Here is a 19,031-nt window from a genome sequence, read left to right on the forward strand (position 1 = left end):
AACTCGGACGTGAAACGCATCAGCGGCGAACCTACTGGCAGGGCGACCTGCTGGCAACCTAGCTCGGTGCCAGGCCCACCACCCTAACCCAATCAGTAGGGGAGTATCTTGATCAAGTGATAGTGGTTGAGAGCTAGTTTTTGTTCATAGCTCCTCTCTCTTTATAAGAGAGTAGCTCAGGTTTTGCATAAGGTTTCACCTGTCAGTTCAACAGGCTAGATCCCATCCCAAACATTCCTGCATCACCTGGCCCAATAGGTACAGGGATCCGCAGATTACAGCTGGTGGCTCAGTGAGGTTTTTCGGCTTGAGCAACTGAGCCCGAAGAGCGGAGAGATTGGGCAGTGCCCGTGCCGAGGCGAGATGAGGCTGCAGAGTCTGGGCTAGCTGAGCAAGTTGCTCGGGATCCGTCCCAGAGTGGCCGGCAATTGGCAGGGCAAAAAAGCAATCTCCCGGCCGCAGCAGGGTACTGAGAATGCCCTGGACATCCTTGGTGGTGAGGATGCCCATATACCAGGTGAGGGGGCCAGGTTGATACTTATCCAGATAGCGACGGAGAGCCTGGGCAGCGGGTAAGTTGTGGGCTCCATCCATCAGCAACTGGCGGGATCCAATCTGCACCCGCTGTAGGCGCCCCGGCCAACGGGTGATGGCAAATCCTTTTTCGACAGTGTCATCAGGGATCCGCCAGCCCTGTTGCTGTAGGGTTTCCACAACGGCAAGGGCTACTGCTGCATTGGTGAGTTGTACATCGCCGCTGAGGGGCAAGGTGAGGAGCTGCCCTCGCCAGTGGACGGTTTGAGGCTCTGACCATCGCAGAGGTTCGACCATCTTCAGGGGGCTTCGCAATTGCTCTGCCTTGGCTCGGATAACTGCTGTGACCTCTGGGGTTTGGGGTGCGCACACTGCCGGGATCCCTGGCTTGAGAATGCCCGCCTTTTCAGAGGCAATTTGGGGAAGGCTGTTGCCCAAGCGCTGCCAATGATCCCAGCCGATGGAGGTGATAGCCGTTACCACTGGCTCGATCCCAGCATTGGTAGCATCCAGCCGCCCCCCCAGGCCCACTTCTATCACTGCCACATCCACCTTTTGCCGGCGGAAGTACAGCCAAGCGGCAGCGGTGATAACCTCAAACTGGGTGGGAGAAGCCTCGTCAGGGGCATAGGTTTGTAGGCAGTCCCGCACCTGGGCCAGCGCTTGGCTCCAGTCGTTGGCGGAAATGTATTCCCCGTTCAGCCAAATCCGTTCCCGCCAGTCCACCAAATGGGGAGAGGTGTAGCGGCCCACACGATAGCCTGCCGCCCACAACACGTGGCTGACCCAGGCACAGACAGATCCTTTGCCGTTGGTGCCGGCTACGTGGATGGCCGGGATCCCAGCTTGGGGCTGTCCTAGACGCTGCAGCAAGACTTGCATGCGTTCCAGACTGAGATCCACACCAAAATGGCCCAGGGACTCCAGAAAGGCCGGCCAATCCCAGTCTGGGATCTGGGACAGGGTTAGGGACAAGTTGCTCTGGTTCAAGCAAAGACTCCGTCTTGCCAGGGTGGGTGAGATTTGGGATTTTTTCTAGGGATCAACAATTCTAGAGGTTCACTACAAAAGCGTCACGGATGCCCGGCTGCTTGAGCACCTCTTCCAGGATCCCATCCGGCAGGGGATCGTCCAAGCTGAGCACCATGACTGCATCGCCGCGGATGATCTTGCGCCCCACCTGCATGCTGGCGATGTTGACATTGTAGGCTCCCAGCAGGGTGCCAATCCGTCCGATGATTCCCGGCATATCCCGGTGCAGGGTCATCAGCATGTTGGCGGAAGGGGGCACATTCACCGGGAACTCGTCGATCTGGGTAATCCGCACCTCTCGCTCCCCAATCAACGCCCCCGAAACCGAGCGGATCCCATTGGGGCCGTGGGCAATCAACGTCAGGGATCCGGAATAATCTTTCAAAGAGGGATCTCGGGTTTCCACCACCCGGATGCCCCGTTCTTTGGCCTCAATGGAGGCGTTGACGTAGTTGACCCGCTCCCGCAGCGCCAGCGTCAAAAGCCCTTTGAGGGCGGCAATGACGATCGGCTGACCATCTTTTTCTGCCAGATCTCCCTGCAGGCGGATCTCCAACTGGTTGACGCGATCCCCCGCCAATTGGCCAACCAAGTTGCCCAGGGTTTCGGCCAAGTCCAGGTAGGGTCTGAGGTTTTGCAGCACCTCTGCCTGTAGGCCGGGGATGTTCACGGCAGAGCGGGCCGGCAGCCCCAGCAACACATCGCGGATCTGCTCGGCCACATCAATGGCCACATTCACTTGGGCTTCTTCGGTGGAGGCCCCCAAGTGGGGAGTGAGCAGGACTTCTTTGCCCAGGGAAAACAGCGGGGAGTCCTTCAGGGGCTCATTGGCAAATACATCCAAAGCCGCTCCGGCAATTTGGCCGGATTTCAGGGCTTCGTACAGGGCTTGTTCATCCACCAAACCGCCACGGGCGCAGTTGATCAGGCGGGCAGTCGGCTTCATCATGCGGAAGGTTTCGGCGTTGAACAGGTTGGTGGTTTCAGGGGTTTTGGGAATGTGCAAGGTGATGTAGTCGGATTCCTGGACCAAAGTTGTGAAGTCCACCAGGCGTACCCCCAGTTGCTCGGCCCGCTCCACGGACAGATAGGGGTCATAGGCCAGCAGCTTCATCCCCATCGCCTTGGCAATCTGGGCCACATGGGATCCAATCCGACCCAATCCGACAATCCCCAGCGTTTTTTTGTAGACTTCTACGCCGACAAACTCTTGCCGATTCCACAGGCCCGACTTCAGAGAGGCATTGGCATCGGGTATGTGGCGGGAGAGGGCCATCATCAAGGCAATGGCGTGCTCGGCAGCGGCAATGGTGTTGCCCTCTGGGGAGTTGACCACCAGGATCCCGGCTTTGGTTGCGGCGGGCACATCGATGTTGTCAACGCCAACGCCCGCCCGCCCGATGATTTTTAAGTTCGTCCCCGCCTCGATTACCTCTCGGGTAACCCGTGTACCAGAGCGCACCATGATGGCATCGTAGTTGGGGATGACCGCGATCAACTGCTCTGGGGTGAGCTGGGTTTGCACATCCACCTGAGCGACTTGGGAGAGAATGTCGATCCCCGCCTGATCGATGGGATCTGTGACGATGACTCTGGGCATAAGCAGCGTTAGTCCAGTGGGATGGAGGGCAACAGAAGTAGGGGAACAGATTACCCAAAAAATTGGGTCTAAAGCTCCGTCCTACCGCTACGCAGTTCGCCTTGGCCTCAGGAAGCTGCAGGAGGGCTTTAATGCTATGGTCATCCTTAGCGGCAGGGTAGTCAACCGCTCTGTTCAAGCAAGCGGGCTATAGGCCTTAAGCCCAGCAGTGCGAAGGCCAACGAAGACACGCTGTGAATATTCTGGTCGTCAATGCCGGTTCCAGCAGCCTCAAATCCTCCCTATTTCTGACGGTTGAGGGAAGGGTGGAGGCCACGCCCATCTGGCAAGCCCAGGTGGATTTCACCTACAAGCCGGGGGAGGCCCTCATCCAGACTCGTCGGCGAGGCGGTGGGTGGGAATCTTTTCCCTCCGCTTCACCTGAGGGAGGGATCGGCCAACTGGCCCCGCTGTTTCAAAGCCTCTGGCAAGGGGAGGGATCCCTGCTCCCGCAGGCGGCTGAGATCGGCGGCGTCGGCCATCGGGTGGTGCATGGGGGATCCCTGTACCGGCAGCCCACCTTAATTACGCCAGAGGTGGAGAGGGCGATTGAGCAATTGATCCCCTTGGCCCCAGCCCACAACCCTGCTGCGCTGGCTGGCATCCGTCTGCTAAGGCAACTGTTGCCGGGGATCCCTCAGGTGGCCGTTTTCGACACCGCCTTCCACCAGCAAATGCCTCTGGCCGCAGCCCTTTACCCCCTTCCCTACGCTTGGGCTGAACAAGGGATCCGCCGCTACGGGTTTCATGGCATCAACCACGAGCATTGCGCCCGTCGCGCTGCCGAGATCTTGAACCGACCCCTGGAGGAGTTGCGGCTGATCACTTGTCACCTGGGCAACGGCTGCTCGTTGGCGGCCATTCGCGGGGGCAGAAGTGTGGACACCACCATGGGCTACACCCCCCTGGAGGGCTTGATGATGGGATCCCGGTCGGGGTCGGTGGATCCGGGCATTTTGATCCATCAGTTGCGCCAGGGCATGAGCGTGGATGAACTGGATCGGATCTTGAACCGAGAATCAGGGCTGAAGGGCGTTTCCGGCCTGAGCAGCGATATGCGGGTTGTGTTGGAGGCAATGGAGGCAGGCCATGCCCGGGCGGAGCTGGCTTTTGAGCTGTTTGTTCACCGTCTGCGCAGCCAGATTGGGGCGATGCTCATGAGCTTGGATCGGCTGGATGCGCTGGTGTTCTCTGGGGGGATTGGGGAAAACTCGGCGCCGGTGCGGGCAGCAACCTGTGCAGATCTGGGTTTTTTAGGGATCCAGATCGACCCGGTTTTGAATGCCGGATCCCCCCGCAACTGCGATATCAGCACTTCGGATGCTCCGGTGCGGGTTCTGGTGATCTCAGCCCAAGAGGACTGGGCCATTGCCACAGCTTGCCAAAACCTTTTGCAAGGGGAATAGACGAAGGATTCCAGGCTGCTTCTCGCCAGGTTCTCTCCTTTCCGCCCGCTGGCTTGGTGGAGACAAACTCTAGACAATAAGCTCAAAAAAAGAAGACCTTTTGGAGTGGAGGAAAACCATGCAGCGAAGGCATGAACGGATCCCAGTGCTGGTGCTGCTGAGCAGTGTTCTGGTGGGGTGTGGGGGCACGACCGGCAGCAGCGATCTTCTGCCCCTGCCACCTCCCATACCTGCTCCGTCCCTCACCATTACCGATCTCTCCCCGCGCACCGTCTTGGTGGGGCAAACTCCAACCTTTGTGGTGTCTTTCCGGGTAGAGGCCCCTGCCGGGATCCGGGGTTCCAACGCCTTTTTGGCTTCCGTCACCACCCCACTGGGCAATTTCGTAACTCTGGGAGCTTTTGATGCCGCTCAGTTGCCCGGCTGCTTCGTTGGGGCGACCACCTGCACCGTTACAGGGCTGACCCTGACCCAGAATCGCTTTACCCTCACTCAAACGGGATCCCATCAGCTCACCATCAGTGTGTTCGATCGGCAGGAGCGGCTGGGCAGCGGCAGTTTCACATTTACTGGAGTGCTTTGAAAACGGTTTGGATAAAGACACAGAGGATACTAGTCTTGCAGGATCCCCAGAAACTCAAAACTCACTCTAGGCCCTATCTCTCAGGTGGATTTCTGAGGCTTCCGGCCAAGGGATCAGGCCACCTCGGTCAAACTTGAACGGCCTCGCCGTTCCTGAGGAGATCGAGTTTTGTTGCTTCAAATCGGGTGGGGATAAAGTCGAGTATGTAGTCACTCTAAACATCATGGTCTAAACATCATGAATGAAACCTTTCCGTCTGGCTCCCCTCTCCCTCTGGAAGAGGAGCTGAGGGTGGTCGCGGAAGCGGCGCGGAGCGTTTGGGCACGGTCTCCAGCAGGAATGTAACTCGGAGATCCCAACTCAGGTGATCCGGATCAGCGCAAGCCTTTGGTCAGGGGAGTAGGTTATAGTTATCCAAAAAGATAACAATTTTGACGAAAAAGACATCTTCTGCTTTCCCCAAGCTGACCTTTGGATATGCTGAAGCCGATCTAGGGAATGGAGGCGCTGAACGGTGGAGAATGGGATCGTGTGTCAACTCACTTTAGAATGGACCGAGGCCGACCGGCGCCGATCGCAAACGGTTTCGCCTGTCCCCTCTAAGCTGGTTACCATTGGACGGGATCCCAGCTGTGATGTGGTGCTCAATGACCCAACTCGCTCGGTCTCAGGAGTTCACGCCGGGCTTTATTTTGATCCCAAAACCTTAAACTTTCACATTCGCAACTTAACTCGGGATCGTTTGCCTCCTAAGCAGCCCAACCCCGTCTGGGTGAATGGCCGAAAAATAATTCAGGAAGAGCTTGCGCTTGAGGCCAATAGCCAAATTCAATTGGGGCGCGTTGTGCTGAGCGTGAAGTCCATAGAAGTGGCCAGGAAGAATCAGGGGGTTCCCCTCAGCCGCGGCACTTTGGACGCCCTCAAGGTTAAGTGCAGCCGCCTGGAAAACCCTCACTACCTACCCCCGGAATATCAGGGCCAGAATTGTCCCTACTGTGGGCATTTGGTTTTGAGCGCTACCTTGGTGATCCCTCCTCCAGAAGCTGGCAAAGCCCCGCAATCTCCTGCCTAGGGCAACGATTCTTCCCACGGATCCCGGCAGCCAATCCAAGTCCATAAGGGATTGAAGAAAGGGATCCCGGGCAAACCAAAAGTGACCTGTGAGGTCGCGCTGTTCTGTGTTTTCTCAATGGCCTCTTCATGATCTTTGTAAAGGTAAGCAGAAGCTATGCAAATTCAACTGAGCTGGGAAGATCCCATCACCGAAGAACAGCAGGAGCTGATTTTTCCATTGCCTCTTGCCTTGGGCAGGGAGCTGGCCCAATTGCCACAGGAATGGCAAGGTCGAGAAGTGGCGCGGGCTGTGTTTGCCAGCCAGGAGATCTCCCGTTATCACGCCCTCGTCTATCTCGGTGAGGATGGCCAGGTCATCTATGAAGATCGCAGTGCCAACGGCAGCCGCATCAATGGGGAAAAAATCCGTCAGGCACGCCGGGTGCTCCAGGGGGGAGAAGTGGTGGAGCTTGGCCCCTACAGCATCACCGTGGGTTTGGTGTCCCCCAGGGATCCCAATGCCACCCTTCTGACCGCCACCCCTACTCTTTTGCTGGAGCCGCGCACCGAACTGATTCGCCCGGCCACCCAACCCGACACCGCATTTGAGGTTCCCCCGGCTTCCACGGTGGTTTTTGCCCCAGAGCAGCTTCCCGAGGTGCGGCCTGGCTCGGATTTTCCGCCGCCGGATTTGTTTCGAGCCGAGCAAATTGCCCTGAGCGCCCTCAAAGCCACCGGACTACCTGTGGAAGAGACCCTCTATTTGGCCTTGGGCGGCGGTATCGGCAGCTTTGTCTGGGTGGATACCCTGCGCATCTACGGGGTCAGACCGGAACACATTCGCGTCATCAGCATTGCCCGTAAACCCTACGAACGGTATGAACGGCTTTTGACCAACTGCCAGATCCCCCGCTGGAAGCGAATTCGCTCTGGCTCCGATTCTTGCCCGGACAACATTTGGGGCTGGCCCGGCTATGCCCTGCGAGATGCTTGGCGTTCCTTTTTCTCTGGCCGATTGTTGGAAGCACTCGGTTTTTTGTGGCAGGTGTTTAGCGAGCCTTTGTTGGCAGATACCTATACGCCGCGGGCGGGGGATGTATTTGCCTCGATGGATCGGGAGGCAGCCCGAATCGGTTGGGAGCAAATGCTGTGTTACGGCCATATTCGCGCCATTCGCAAAACGGAGGATGGGCGATATGTGGTGGCCTATTCGGCAACGCGGCCCGGCCATACAGATCACCGCTTTATGGTGGCTAAGTATCTCCATTTGGCAACTGGATATCCGGCCATCAAACTGCTCAACGACCTGCAGGAGTTTCGCGAACAAACAGGAGATTTGAGATCGGTGGTACACGGCTATGAGCCTCATGATCACGTTTATGAGCAGTTGGAGAAACAAGGTGGCACCGTCCTAATTCGGGGATTTGGGATCGTCGCCTCTCAGGTGATGGAACGCCTTTACGAAGCCCGCAAAGTCAACCCCCGCATCTCGGTGGTGCATCTGAGCCGTGCGCCCAAAAGCGGTAATCGCTTCGGACGAGCCAAACGGGCAGTGGATAACCATTGGGAGTTTCAGCCCTTCAACTGGCCCAAGGGCACTTGGGGAGGAGTTCTGCGTGCCAAATTGGAAGCGGCGACCCCCCTGGAACGGCGCGAACTGCTGGAAGCTTGGGGCGGCACCACGACAGCAAGTCGGCGGAAATGGCGGCGGATCGTGCGGCAAGGGTTGCGAGAGGGCTGGTACTCGATTGTGTTCGGCAAGGTGGAGTCGGTGGTTCCCGGCGACAAGGGTAAGCCGGTAACCTACATTCGAGGTACCCACAACAACACGCAATTAAAGGTGGAGGCCGATTTCGTTATCGACTGTACGGGTTTGGTTTCGGATCCCATGACCAATCCTCTCCTCAACGATCTAATTACCCACTACAACCTGCCCCTCAATCCTCACGGGCGCTTGCATGTCTCCAACGACTTTGAGCTGGTGGAGATGCGCAACCGGGATGGGCGAATGTACGCCGCTGGGATCATCACCTTGGGCGGGCCCTATGCGCCGGTGGATACGTTTTTGGGTTTACAGTACTGTGCCCATCGCTCGGTGGAACACCTGGCTCGACTGCGGGCACCGGGGGTCAAAGGTCTAGAAGGGATCCGATCCCTGTGGCAATGGTGCAAGTGGGCCCTAAACATCAGCCCCTAGCTTGCCGACATTGGGCAACGCTCCTGGATTTTGCCGGATGTTTATGGTTATCAACGCTATTGTTGGCGACACATCATGGCTATTCCCCATCCCGTTGAACCTGGTGAAAGGGGTGTTGCGTTGATCCCCAACTCTTCTATACCAAAGGGGGAAGGGTTGGGGGTGAGGGCCAGAAGGTTCCCTCAAACAGACTGGGAGCGACACGGATCCTGATGATCTCGATTGGCAAAACTGCGGGAGGAAAAAATGACTCCGACCTTGATTGGCCGCTGGCAAACTCGGGTTTTCTTATTGGCCACCGTTGGTGTTTTGGCAAGTTTACCCTTTTATTTTGGGCTCACCGGACATGGCGGCAGCCTCACCTATTTTTGGGTATTGCTCTACGTGGGTCTGTTTGGCTGTGTTTGGGATGTCGTTTATAACTATCTGATGGGGTGGATGTGGGATCACGATTGGCCTGGGATCCTTCAGCTTTTGGCCGGCATTTGGGAAGGGCTTTTTTTGGGTACAGTCTTGAAGGTGGTGGGTCTTCCTTATATCCCAACCCAACGGTTTGACTTGGGAGATTTTATTCTCCACTACAGTGTGGTCTGGGTTTGCCTTTACCTCAGCGCTTGGGTGGTGATGCGCATTTTGTTTCCCCGCTGGCGCTTTCGCGGTGGAGAGTGGCTGGGGCCATGGCCTCGCTCTGGCAGCTAGAGAGGGGATCCACTGCCGCTAGAATCAGGCTGGGAGACCTCCCCGGATAAGTCTGTGTTTTGATCAGGTCTGTACAGGCTAAGGGGAGTTGAGACTTGTTGCTGACCCAGATTTTCACCCCATGCAAGCCTGTACCCTGATTGCCCGCGCCAAGATCAACCTCTACCTGGAAATCCTCGGCTCCCGTCCTGATGGGTATTCAGAGGTGGCGATGGTGTTGCAGAGCATTCATTTGGCGGATCGACTGCAGTTGAAGAGCCGTCCTCACGGGATCCACCTCACCTGCGATCGTCCAGAAGTGCCTGCAGATGCCCGCAACCTTGCCTATCAAGCCGCTGAGCTGCTGCAAAAAGAGTGTCACTCTGCCGCTGGCGTGGAGATTCACATCGAAAAGCACATTCCGGTGGCAGCAGGTTTGGCGGGGGGCTCGGCTGATGCGGCGGCGGTTTTGGTGGGGTTAAACCAACTGTGGGGGCTGGGCCTGACGGTGGGAGAGTTGCAGAGTTTGGCAGCCCGCTTGGGATCCGACATTCCCTTCTGTATCCAGGGGGGAACGCAACTGGCCACCGGGCGCGGGGAAGTTTTGGAGCCGCTGGCCGATTGGGAAGGGATCCCTGTGCTGCTGGCCAAGCCCAAGCACCTGGGGGTTTCCACCGCCTGGGCCTATCAAGCCTTTCGTTCTCGTCAGGGGAGCTTGGGAGGGGATGCCCTACCCAAACCCACACTGCCCACCTTGCCGCAGGCGTTGGCGGCTCTCAGCCGTCAGGATCCGCCGGCGTTAGCCAGAAGTTTGCGCAATGACTTGGAACAGGTGGTTTTGCCGGAGTACGCGATTGTAGGGGAACTGCGCCAAGCTCTTCTCTCGGCGGGGGCCCTGGGATCCCTGATGTCGGGGTCGGGGCCAACGGTCTTCGGGATCATGCCCAGCCTGGAGCTGGCCGCCCAAGCGCGCGACACCCTGCGTCGCCAGTTTCAAGATGTAGAGTTTTGGGTGACGCAGTTTGCCCCCACCGGGATTCTGCTGCAGCCGGATCCCTGTAGCCTCAGTCCTACCTAGGTTGTCGACTGGATGGGCTGAATGTGGGATCCCCACCTGACCTTCTCTATCCTCCCCTCCAGTTGACCAAAAAAACTGGGTTACAAGCCCCGCCCTTCTAGGGCGGCTTTTGTAAGATGCTATTAGACAGGAAAGGCAACTTTGCATGTACCTTGTCCGCAAGCTCAAGCTAGGCGTCTCAGAGCAACTGCAGCTGTTGAGCAGGGCAGCAGGCGAGCTGTACTCAAAAGTGCTCGTTCACTTTTGGCGGGTCGTCCGCAAGAAGGGATTGTGGTTAAAGCCTTCCACATTCATGCGTTGGTTTCCCAACGACCCTGAGAATACACTTCATGCCCACAGTGCAGACGCAGTAGTGCAAAGCTTCTTTGCCTCTCTCAAGTCCTGGCGGGAACGCCGCAAAACCGACCCCAACGCCCGTCCACCTCGACGCCGTCGGTACTTCTACAAAGTCCAGTGGAAATCTTCAGCCATCCAAGTCGTCAATGGGAAGCTGCGATTGTCGAACGGGAAAGGCAAGGAGCCCCTGATTGTTAACTGGGCTTGGGATACGCCTGTTTGGGTAGAGATGGGCTGGGATGGCCAGCAGTATGAGCTGAGGGCTTGCTACAAGGTGGGGGATACGCCGCCGGAAGAAGAGGGGGAAGAGAGCAACGTTGCCGCTGTGGATTTGGGTGAGATTCACCCCGCAGTCGCTCATGAGGGGGGACAAACCTACATCGCCAATGGCAGGCTGCTGCGCTCCAAAAGGCGCTACCAGAACAAGCTGCAGGGCAAGCTAGCTCGACTCCTGGCGCGCAAAAAGCGGGGCTCTCGGCGGTGGAAGCGGCTAGTTCGCTCTCAACGTTTGCAGCTCAAGAAGCTGCGCAATCAAATTCGGGATATTCTGCACAAGCAGACAACCCGATTGGTCTCCACGCTCCACAAGCGAGGCGTGCAGACAGTTGTGATTGGCGACCTTCGGGATATCCGGATGTCTGCCAACTACAACAAAAAGGCGAATCAGAAGATCCACCAGATGTTGCATGGTCAAGTCCGGCATCTCATCACCTACAAAGCTGAGCGGTTGGGGATGAGAGTGGTACTGCAAGATGAGCGGTACAGCTCTCAGGAGTGTCCTGTTTGTGGACAGAGAAACAAGCCCAAAGGTCGTGTGTACAGGTGTGGGTGTGGGTTTGAGTTCCATCGGGACGGGGTGGGGGCAATTAACATCCGCAGGAAGTATCTGGGCTCCGGCCCAGTAGTTGGGGCCATGGCATCCCACATAGGGTTGAGGTTTCAGCCTCATGCCCTGTGTAGCTCAGTCGGTAGGAGCAATTCTGCTGGCTGAGAAAGCATCCCCGTCCTTTAAGACGGGGAGTATGTCAAATAGTAGGATGAGCACCTGAACTTAACCTTGCGTTTACAGACTGCTGGCCTTAGCGGTCTAGCTACCTCTTCAGCTTTGAACCTCCCTCATGCCGCCCATCACCAAGATCCTGATCGCCAACCGGGGTGAGATTGCCCTGCGCATCATCCGCACCTGTCAGGAAATGGGGATCCGAACTGTGGCCGTTTACTCCACCGCGGATCAGAACTCCCTGCACGTCCAACTGGCGGACGAGGCTGTTTGCGTAGGAGATGCCCCGGTGGCCAAAAGCTACCTCAACATTCCCAACATCATCTCGGCAGCCCTCACCCGCGGGGCCACTGCCATTCATCCGGGCTATGGGTTCTTGGCGGAGAATGCCAAATTTGCCGAGATGTGTGCCGACCACAACTTGATCTTCATCGGCCCCTCGCCAGAGGCGATGCGCAAGATGGGCGACAAGGCCACGGCCCGCGAGACCATGCAAGCGGTGGGGGTGCCGACGGTGCCGGGCAGCCGCGGGTTGATCACCTCTGAGGAGGAGGCAGTGAAGCTGGCGGAGAAAATCGGCTACCCCGTGATCATCAAAGCCACCGCCGGTGGCGGGGGGCGGGGTATGCGGGTGGCGCGGGATGCCCAGGAGCTGCTGAAGATGCTGCGCACCGCTCAGGGGGAAGCCCAAGCAGCCTTTGGCAACGGCGGGGTTTACTTGGAGAAGTTCATCGAGCGCCCCCGTCATGTGGAGTTTCAAATCTTGGCGGATAGTCAGGGCAATGTGGTGCATCTGTACGAGCGGGATTGCTCCATTCAACGGCGACACCAAAAGCTGTTGGAAGAGGCCCCCAGCCCGGCTTTGACAACGGCTCTACGCAGCCGCATGGGAGCAGCGGCGGTGAAAGCGGCCAAGGTGGTGAATTACGTGGGAGCGGGCACGGTGGAGTTTTTGCTGGATAAAAACGGCCAGTTTTACTTCATCGAGATGAATACCCGCATCCAGGTGGAGCATCCGGTTACTGAGATGGTGACCGGGCTGGATCTGATTGCCGAGCAGATTCGCATTGCCCAAGGTCAACCCCTCACCTTTCGCCAGAAGGATGTGGAGTTGCGGGGCCATGCTATCGAATGCCGCATCAACGCCGAGGATCCCAAGCAGCAGTTTCGGCCTTGCGCTGGCACGATCAGTGCCTATTTGCCCCCTGGGGGGCCGGGGGTGCGCATGGATTCCCACATCTACACCGACTACACCATTCCCCCCTACTACGATTCGCTGTTGGGCAAGCTGATCGTCTGGGGGCCTAACCGGGCAGCAGCCATCCGCCGCATGCAGCGGGCTTTGGGGGAATGCGCCATCACTGGGGTGCCCACCACGATCCCTTTCCACCAGCAGATCCTGCGCCATGAAGCTTTTTTGAGGGGCGAAGTGTACACGGACTTCATCGCTCAGCATTTGATGCCGGGGTAGGGGCCGAGTCCAAGCTGGAGCTTGCTCGCAGGGGAAGGATAGAGTTGGTTGAGGGTTGCCAGTGGGCTAAAGATGAGGGATCCCCGACCTGGTCAGGTTCGACAGACTCAACCGAGCGGCCCTGTTCCCAGCCTCAGCCATCTGGCGGCGCAATTTTTGCAGGAGCGGCAGCGGGATCTGGCCCCTGCCAGCCGCCGTACCTACCGCATTGCTCTGGAGCAGTTTGCCAAAACTTGCCCGGTGCCGCTGCCCCAGGTGCAGCCTGTCCACGTTCAGTCCTTTTTGAACAGCTTGAAGGGCCGTCCGTTTCGCAACCGCTCCGGCCAGCGGATCCATCCGCCCGCCTCTCCGGCCACCTACAACTTGAAGCGGTTGGCCTTGCAGCAATTTTTTGAATGGGCCAGGCAACGGGGCTACCTTCAAGATCCCCTGCCCACTCAAGCCATTCGACCTGCCCGCCTACCCGCTCGTTTGCCCCGCGATCTGGATCGGTTGTTGTTGCAGCGGGTGTTGCAGCGGGCCCAAAACCATTCTCTGCGCTACGCGGCTTTGATTCGCCTGATGCTGGAGTGCGGGCTGCGGGCCCAGGAGCTGTTGGACTTAACCGTTCAAGATTTTCAAATCAGCCCCGAGGGATCCCTGTTGGAAGTGCGCTGTGGCAAGGGGAGTAAACCTCGCGCTGTGGCAGTAGGGGATCCCCTCTCCGAGCTGTTGCAGCAGTATCTGAGCCGAGAACGGGGCCCGTGCGCGCCGACGGATCCCTTGTTTGTTTCCCAATCTCGCTGCTTGGCCTACCGGGGGCGCCCCCTCACCTACGATGGCCTGCGGCATATTGTGCTCAAGCTAACCGAGCCTGAGCCGGGACATCAAACCCCCCACCAGTTTCGCCACAGTTTTGCCACCTTGTTGCTGGATCGCGGCGTTGCCCCCGAACACATTCAGCACTTGCTGGGCCACACAACTGCCGCCATGACGATGCGCTACACCCAGCGGGCCAACTTGAGAGCAGCCATCGCCCGTTCCCGTGAGATCTTGAATCAGGGCTTGGTTTAGGGATCCCTGGCTGTACTATGGCCTCTGTCGTTTCCAGTGAGACAGACGCGGATTGCTCGCAGAAAGAGGGATCCCCAAAAAGAGATCAAGGATCCTCAAGGACGGACAAACCTGACTAAGGTGGTTGGAATGACCTGAAAACAACCGATAACCAATGGGTTATTTCAAGTTACACGCTGGAGAGGAATGTAGAGCACATGCTCTCTCCCCTTGCCAATGGGCAACTGCGGCCCAAGACTGGCCTTCTGTTGTTCCAACCAGATGATCAGGTTTTTGTTCTCAGGATAGTATTCCAAAACATACTTGATGAAGTCATCAATTGTACATGGCTCGTTGAAACCTCCCATCCACTGATGAAAGTGGCTATGCACTTCGCTGGCTATAGTAATCAGGTTGGAAAGATTTGCTGCAATCTTTGGATAGTGCGCTTCAGAGTAGAGATGGTGAACCGTTAGGCTACTGGCTGTTTTTCGAGTAACTCTACAGAGATTTTTATCCCTTCTTCTTGCAAGCTCTTTTGCCCTTTCTATCTGCCTTTGTCTATCCTGGATTGTCTTGACGATTGCCTGAATCTGGGGTTCAATGCGTTCGCCAACATCTCGACACCAGTCTTTTCTGTGGTTTTGCTTGAGGACTTCTACCATAATCTTGGCAAGCTCATAGATGCCTCGCAAAGAGAGGTAGACAGTGTCGTCGTTGCCAAAGCGTGTGTAATGAACGTCTTTGATGAGTTTACTTTGTTTTGATGCAATCTCAAGCGCTTTCTTAAGGTAATCAGTTCGAGTTCCAAAGATCGTCACAACATCTTGAAGAGATAGCCAAAACTGATCTTGTCTTCTGACCAGAGAGGAGCTGTTTTCGAGGATCCTATGATCCACCAGAGCCTTCTGCCTCTTGCGATACTCTTCCTTGAACCAATTCCTAATGCTTGTGCTAATGCTTGTGTCTGTAGAGTACTTACGACCTTGCTCTGACCTAGACCTTAAAAAGGATAAAATGGCGTAAGCACCAGACTGCGTGTATTCTCTCAGCCCCGAACTTTTGTTGATAACGCGATAGTCTTTACCTTCCACCAGTTCCCACTCATCATCAGGGATACTGTCAAAGTAGGCTTCAATCTCCCTGAGTTCCTCAAGGCTGATACCCAAAAATTCGGCGAGCTTGTTTGAAGAAACATAGACTATAGCCATTGCTCAAATTTCTCCGTAAGGCTTTTGTAGAAGAGAGTCAATCGCTGGAAAATTTTGTCATCCCCGGTTGGAGAATCGGGATGGTAGATCTTGCTCAGGCGATAAAAGGCAGCTTTGATGTCCTCATTGGTAGCTCGATCGGGGTCAAGTCCAAAAACCCGCCATGGCAAGTCGTACTTGAAGATGTTGATCCCGTTGATGCAGCCATACCCCTCTTCCCCCTCTTCGTTGGGAAGGATCCCGATGTGCTGACGATAAATGCGCTCCAAATCGTCTATGTTGGATAAGCTCAGCTTGCCCATGCCGCTGGTTGCCAGTTTGAAGCTGGCTGACTTTCTCAGCTCGGCTGCGTTTTTAACGCCAAAGTGGTTGTAAATCGCTTTCTGCAGCTCTTTGACAGACAACCGAGGCGGTGGCTGTAGCTGCCTGACCACAAACCGCGCAAAATTCTCCAGGAGTTCCTTAGAGATGCCGTAGGTATCGGAAAGGCGCTGGATTTCTGCAGCAATCGCCCCTTGCGGATCGGGCTTGGTCTCTTCTCTTGAGGTTGCCCTAGTTGTTTTTGGTTTTGTGCTGGCGGCTTTTTTGGGCATGGCTTCCCCTCAAGTCAGTGATGCCAAGTGTAGATCCGCACAAAGCTTATAGGCTGTCTGTGAATTTATTTGCACAATGATGCAGACAATCTTAGGTCAGTGTAACAATGTTGCCGGTACCTGTAAAGCTTTGCACCACATAAGCTTCGCCATACCGATGCCCAGTTGGATGGCTTGGTGTGGGGAGCAGATCCGCACTGGGCGGCCCCGCAGGCGAATCTCGCCAGCATCCGGCTGGTAGAGGCCCGCCAGCATGTTCATCAGGGTGGTTTTCCCGGCGCCATTCTCCCCCCGGAGAGCGTAAATCTCCCCGGCCCGTAGTTCAAAGTCCACGCTAGAGCGCCCCCAGCTTGCCTGTTCGGTTGAGTTCCCCCGCCAGGATCCCTACCAGACAGGCTCTCTCATAAAAAGGCTGATCATAAATGGAAGGCTCTCTGAAGAAAGAGGTACACAGGTTGAGTACCACCTTTCCTTGGCAGTGAACGTATTTCCGGCTACTTTTCAGCGCCAGCTTGGGGCCGCCCCTTCAGCTTTTGGGGATCAGTCGCTTCGGACAGGCAGCACGGATGTGGGATTCGCTCAGGTCGGGCATGAGAGCCAAGGCCCGCTGGGCATCAATTTGCGCTTCGCACACCGCCTCCAGCACCTGTTCGGCCATCAGGGAAAGGGGCATATCGGCAGTTTGTTCGGGATCGGTATCCACGGAAATTGGTCGGACTCCCACAGGGGGGGGTGGCAACACCGGCGGAGCTGCCTGCGGGGATAGGGTAGTGGAAGTGCCCACCTCCAACTGCGCTTCTGCCAGGGCCACACCGCGCCCCACCATCAACAGGGATCCCAGCAACAGGAGCCATCCCAGCCCACGCCCCCCTTTGCGGAACTGAGTCGGAGCCTTCTGCTGTCGCTCAAGGCTGCTGATGTTTACGGCCCTCTTGAACCTGTCACCGAGCATGTCACCTCTCCGAAACCACCCCTTTGCTCAAGATATCCAACACAACTTGAATTTGCAGTAGGCTATCGTTGGCCCTCCAGGTAGTGCCCACCCGTTGCCAAACTTTGCCCGCTCCAGCCCTGCCCCCTCTATGGCCCGTCTGTCTCAAGAGCTAGCCCGGTTTTCCCGCCTTCCCGAGAGCCCAGAGCAACCCGAACCCTCCCCGGAAGGGTTGATCCGCATCGAAGACATTCTAAAACTGGCGGGCGAGCGCAGTTTTGGCTTGTTTTTGGCGGTGCTCTCTTTCCCTTCTGCTTTGCCTCTGCCGGCTCCCGGCTATTCCACTCCCTTTGGCGTGGTCATCCTGTTGCTGGCCGCACAAATGCTGGCAGGGCGAACTACTCCTTGGCTGCCGAAATGGGTGTTGCAGACCTCTATTGAACGGAAGCATTTTCAAAAGTGGGTGCAGGCCGGGATCCCATGGTTGCAGCGCATTGAAAACATTGCCCGCCCCCGTTGGAAGCAGCTCTGCACCACACGGCTCGGCCAAGTCTGGCTGGGCACCTGGATCGGCTTGATGGGGATTTCCATGATCATCCCCGTTCCAGGCACCAACACCCTGCCGGCAATGGGGGTTTTCGTCACCGCTTTTGGCCTCCTGGAAGAAGACGGGATCCTGTGCAGCTTGGGATCCCTGATCTGTGTGGCAGGAGGACTGCTGACCACTTCCATTTTGATCGGCCTGTGGTGGGGGGGAACAACCCTCTTGGATTGGCTGGGGAGATAGCCGTGCCGACACCACTTATGATTCCGGCCTTGCACCGGTTATCGGGATGTCGGGGCCAGCGCCAGATCCTGAGTGAGGCGCAACTCGATCACCTGATTGGGATCCAGCACCACCACCTGTGGTGCCGTTACATTGCCGATCACCGCTCCGGCCACCCCTGCCCCCAGCACTTCTTCTGTGGCAATGGCATTGTCTCCGGTTACCAAGCCGAGAATGGCGCCCGCTGCCGCGCCGATGGCTGCATCCTGAATGATTTTGCCTGTGGTGGTGTAGCGGGGATCCTTGACATCGTGAATGATGTCCGATTGGGCAGCCAAGGGGAACAGTTGGTTGTTGACAATGATGCTTTCCGCCACAAAACGGGTGCCCCCTGGGGCCGGCTCAAAGCGGCCATCCACCCGTGAGCCAAAAGGCACCAGAATATCCCCCTGGGCGTTGCGAATCGGGTTGCGGACGATCAAAGACATGGGCCGGGTTTCGTTGGGGGCAATGAAGAGGCGCTCGTTGAAGGGGGTGGTGGTTTGCATCAGGGTGCCCGCCGCCAGAGTGGAAAGGCGCAGGTCAAAGCCCGGCTGGGAACCGGAGAGGGATCCCCCTGGGTTTTGCGCCACCAAGGATCCCCGGCTGAGCATGGCCTGGTGGGTGAAGGCTGCTACCTCGGCGCGAGTGGCGGGACGGTTGGGTTCCAAGAGCATCGGGTCTGGATAATTGACGATCAACCCGGCGCGGTTGGCCGCTGCAATTTGCGCCAGGGCCCAATTGGGGATGGCTGCCGCATCTCGGTAGCGGCTGAAGAGATCTCCGGGCTGAGCGGCTGGGATCGCTCCCGTGTTGCCAATGGCGTTGGTCAAAACCACCAGCGCTTCGGTGCGGGTAACGGGCTGCTCAGGGCGGAAGGTGCCATCGGGAAAGCCTGCCACCAAGTTGTTGGCTGCTGCCGTCGAGATGGCGCTGGCTGCCCAGTGGGTGGGGGGCACATCCCGAAAGCCGATGAACGTACCAGAGGTATTGCGAAGGCGGAAAGCGGTATTGACAATGGTGGCAAACTGAGCGCGGGTAACCGGCTCATTGGGGCGGAAGGTGCCATCGGGGAAGCCGTTCAACACTCCCTGAGCGGAGAGGGTCTCAATGTAGGCTTGGGCCCAGTGACCAAAGGTGTCGCGGAAAGGGGCGGCCATGGCCACCTGGCAGTGGATACCCAAGACAGCTCCCGATAGGAGTATGCCTGCTGCACGTGGATTTAAAAGAGAGGGAAACATCGTTCATTCACCGAGTTGTCGTAGCGCCCATTGCTGGGTCGATGGCTACTTTTATTCTGGCTATTTCCTCAGTGATGACAATGGCGGAAACCCTTGCTCTGAGGTAATTTGAGCGTTTCTAACCTAAGATTTGCAGCAAAACGCAACTGCAGAGGATTGATAAGGAAACCCCTAAATCTCTGTCGCGTCAGCTAGAAATCGCAGGAGCCCC

At 57.1% G+C, this 19,031-nt stretch carries 16 protein-coding genes and 1 pseudogene; 10 read left to right on the plus strand and 7 right to left on the minus strand.

Annotated elements, in window-relative coordinates; translation table 11 throughout:
• Positions 1–207: 207 nt before the first annotated feature.
• Both ACVW0C_RS07810 and serA read right to left on the minus strand, forming a co-directional pair.
• Positions 208–1,509, minus strand: a complete 1,302-nt coding sequence (locus ACVW0C_RS07810; RefSeq protein WP_457384867.1) for a bifunctional folylpolyglutamate synthase/dihydrofolate synthase — start codon at positions 1,507–1,509, stop codon at positions 208–210.
• A gap of 76 nt (positions 1,510–1,585) precedes the next feature.
• Positions 1,586–3,166 carry a phosphoglycerate dehydrogenase gene (gene serA / locus ACVW0C_RS07815; protein WP_011433001.1) on the minus strand — a complete coding sequence of 527 codons (1,581 nt, stop codon included), beginning with the start codon at positions 3,164–3,166 and terminating at the stop codon, positions 1,586–1,588.
• Between the two features lie 233 nt (positions 3,167–3,399).
• Between serA and ACVW0C_RS07820 the strand changes: the two genes are divergently transcribed.
• The 9 genes from ACVW0C_RS07820 (at position 3,400) to ACVW0C_RS07860 (ending at position 14,060) form a co-directional block, all read left to right on the plus strand.
• Positions 3,400–4,611 (plus strand): acetate kinase, encoded by a 1,212-nt coding sequence (locus tag ACVW0C_RS07820; protein WP_414382804.1) that lies wholly within the window; start codon positions 3,400–3,402, stop codon positions 4,609–4,611.
• A 118-nt stretch (positions 4,612–4,729) separates the two neighbouring features.
• Positions 4,730–5,194, plus strand: a complete 465-nt coding sequence (locus ACVW0C_RS07825; RefSeq protein WP_457384833.1) for a hypothetical protein — start codon at positions 4,730–4,732, stop codon at positions 5,192–5,194.
• Positions 5,195–5,723: 529 nt separating this feature from the next.
• Complete coding sequence (locus ACVW0C_RS07830; protein WP_414332257.1) at positions 5,724–6,266, plus strand: FHA domain-containing protein; 543 nt, start codon at positions 5,724–5,726, stop codon at positions 6,264–6,266.
• 156 nt (positions 6,267–6,422) lie between these two features.
• Complete coding sequence (locus ACVW0C_RS07835) at positions 6,423–8,444, plus strand: FHA domain-containing protein (protein WP_457384834.1); 2,022 nt, start codon at positions 6,423–6,425, stop codon at positions 8,442–8,444.
• A gap of 246 nt (positions 8,445–8,690) precedes the next feature.
• On the plus strand, positions 8,691–9,143 hold the full coding sequence (locus tag ACVW0C_RS07840; protein WP_414419742.1) for a hypothetical protein: 453 nt from the start codon (positions 8,691–8,693) through the stop codon (positions 9,141–9,143).
• Positions 9,144–9,264: 121 nt separating this feature from the next.
• The gene (gene ispE / locus ACVW0C_RS07845; RefSeq protein WP_414522547.1) at positions 9,265–10,200 is read left to right on the plus strand and encodes a 4-(cytidine 5'-diphospho)-2-C-methyl-D-erythritol kinase; all 936 of its coding nucleotides are present in this window, start codon (positions 9,265–9,267) and stop codon (positions 10,198–10,200) included.
• Positions 10,201–10,345: 145 nt separating this feature from the next.
• Entirely contained in the window at positions 10,346–11,527 is a 1,182-nt protein-coding gene (locus ACVW0C_RS07850; RefSeq protein WP_457384835.1) for an RNA-guided endonuclease InsQ/TnpB family protein, read from the plus strand.
• A 127-nt stretch (positions 11,528–11,654) separates the two neighbouring features.
• Positions 11,655–13,007 (plus strand): acetyl-CoA carboxylase biotin carboxylase subunit, encoded by a 1,353-nt coding sequence (gene accC, locus ACVW0C_RS07855; RefSeq protein ID WP_457384836.1) that lies wholly within the window; start codon positions 11,655–11,657, stop codon positions 13,005–13,007.
• A gap of 72 nt (positions 13,008–13,079) precedes the next feature.
• Positions 13,080–14,060, plus strand: a complete 981-nt coding sequence (locus tag ACVW0C_RS07860; protein WP_457384837.1) for a tyrosine-type recombinase/integrase — start codon at positions 13,080–13,082, stop codon at positions 14,058–14,060.
• A 164-nt stretch (positions 14,061–14,224) separates the two neighbouring features.
• Here the strand turns inward: ACVW0C_RS07860 and ACVW0C_RS07865 are convergent, their stop codons facing one another.
• The 4 genes and pseudogenes from ACVW0C_RS07865 to ACVW0C_RS07880 all read right to left on the minus strand — a co-directional run bounded on the left by ACVW0C_RS07865 (position 14,225) and on the right by ACVW0C_RS07880 (position 16,795).
• On the minus strand, positions 14,225–15,250 hold the full coding sequence (locus ACVW0C_RS07865; protein ID WP_457384838.1) for a hypothetical protein: 1,026 nt from the start codon (positions 15,248–15,250) through the stop codon (positions 14,225–14,227).
• Positions 15,241–15,843: a J domain-containing protein gene (locus tag ACVW0C_RS07870; protein WP_083757641.1), complete on the minus strand. Its 603-nt coding sequence runs from the start codon at positions 15,841–15,843 to the stop codon at positions 15,241–15,243. Before ACVW0C_RS07870 ends, ACVW0C_RS07865 begins: the two co-directional genes overlap by 10 nt.
• Positions 15,844–15,993: 150 nt before the next feature.
• Positions 15,994–16,176: pseudogene (locus ACVW0C_RS07875) on the minus strand (ATP-binding cassette domain-containing protein); the annotation flags it as partial.
• Between the two features lie 193 nt (positions 16,177–16,369).
• Positions 16,370–16,795: a hypothetical protein gene (locus tag ACVW0C_RS07880; RefSeq protein ID WP_457384839.1), complete on the minus strand. Its 426-nt coding sequence runs from the start codon at positions 16,793–16,795 to the stop codon at positions 16,370–16,372.
• A 130-nt stretch (positions 16,796–16,925) separates the two neighbouring features.
• Between ACVW0C_RS07880 and ACVW0C_RS07885 the strand changes: the two genes are divergently transcribed.
• A complete protein-coding gene (locus tag ACVW0C_RS07885; protein ID WP_457384840.1) occupies positions 16,926–17,561 on the plus strand; it encodes an exopolysaccharide biosynthesis protein in 636 nt (211 codons plus the stop codon).
• Between the two features lie 38 nt (positions 17,562–17,599).
• Here ACVW0C_RS07885 and ACVW0C_RS07890 read toward each other — a convergent pair whose 3' ends face one another.
• Entirely contained in the window at positions 17,600–18,763 is a 1,164-nt protein-coding gene (locus ACVW0C_RS07890) for an S-layer homology domain-containing protein (protein WP_457384841.1), read from the minus strand.
• Positions 18,764–19,031: the final 268 nt, after the last annotated feature.

This window comes from Thermostichus sp. OS-CIW-26, assembly GCF_054058395.1.

Bases quoted from the DNA above. Each gene is read 5' to 3' on its own strand.
- ACVW0C_RS07870 (WP_083757641.1), bottom strand. From the start codon at position 15,843: ATGCCCAAAAAAGCCGCCAGCACAAAACCAAAAACAACTAGGGCAACC.
- ACVW0C_RS07865 (WP_457384838.1), bottom strand. From the start codon at position 15,250: ATGGCTATAGTCTATGTTTCTTCAAACAAGCTCGCCGAATTTTTGGGT.
- ACVW0C_RS07850 (WP_457384835.1), top strand. From the start codon at position 10,346: ATGTACCTTGTCCGCAAGCTCAAGCTAGGCGTCTCAGAGCAACTGCAG.
- ACVW0C_RS07840 (WP_414419742.1), top strand. From the start codon at position 8,691: ATGACTCCGACCTTGATTGGCCGCTGGCAAACTCGGGTTTTCTTATTG.
- serA (WP_011433001.1), bottom strand. From the start codon at position 3,166: ATGCCCAGAGTCATCGTCACAGATCCCATCGATCAGGCGGGGATCGAC.
- accC (WP_457384836.1), top strand. From the start codon at position 11,655: ATGCCGCCCATCACCAAGATCCTGATCGCCAACCGGGGTGAGATTGCC.
- ACVW0C_RS07835 (WP_457384834.1), top strand. From the start codon at position 6,423: ATGCAAATTCAACTGAGCTGGGAAGATCCCATCACCGAAGAACAGCAG.
- ACVW0C_RS07825 (WP_457384833.1), top strand. From the start codon at position 4,730: ATGCAGCGAAGGCATGAACGGATCCCAGTGCTGGTGCTGCTGAGCAGT.
- ispE (WP_414522547.1), top strand. From the start codon at position 9,265: ATGCAAGCCTGTACCCTGATTGCCCGCGCCAAGATCAACCTCTACCTG.
- ACVW0C_RS07860 (WP_457384837.1), top strand. From the start codon at position 13,080: ATGAGGGATCCCCGACCTGGTCAGGTTCGACAGACTCAACCGAGCGGC.
- ACVW0C_RS07880 (WP_457384839.1), bottom strand. From the start codon at position 16,795: ATGCTCGGTGACAGGTTCAAGAGGGCCGTAAACATCAGCAGCCTTGAG.
- ACVW0C_RS07885 (WP_457384840.1), top strand. From the start codon at position 16,926: ATGGCCCGTCTGTCTCAAGAGCTAGCCCGGTTTTCCCGCCTTCCCGAG.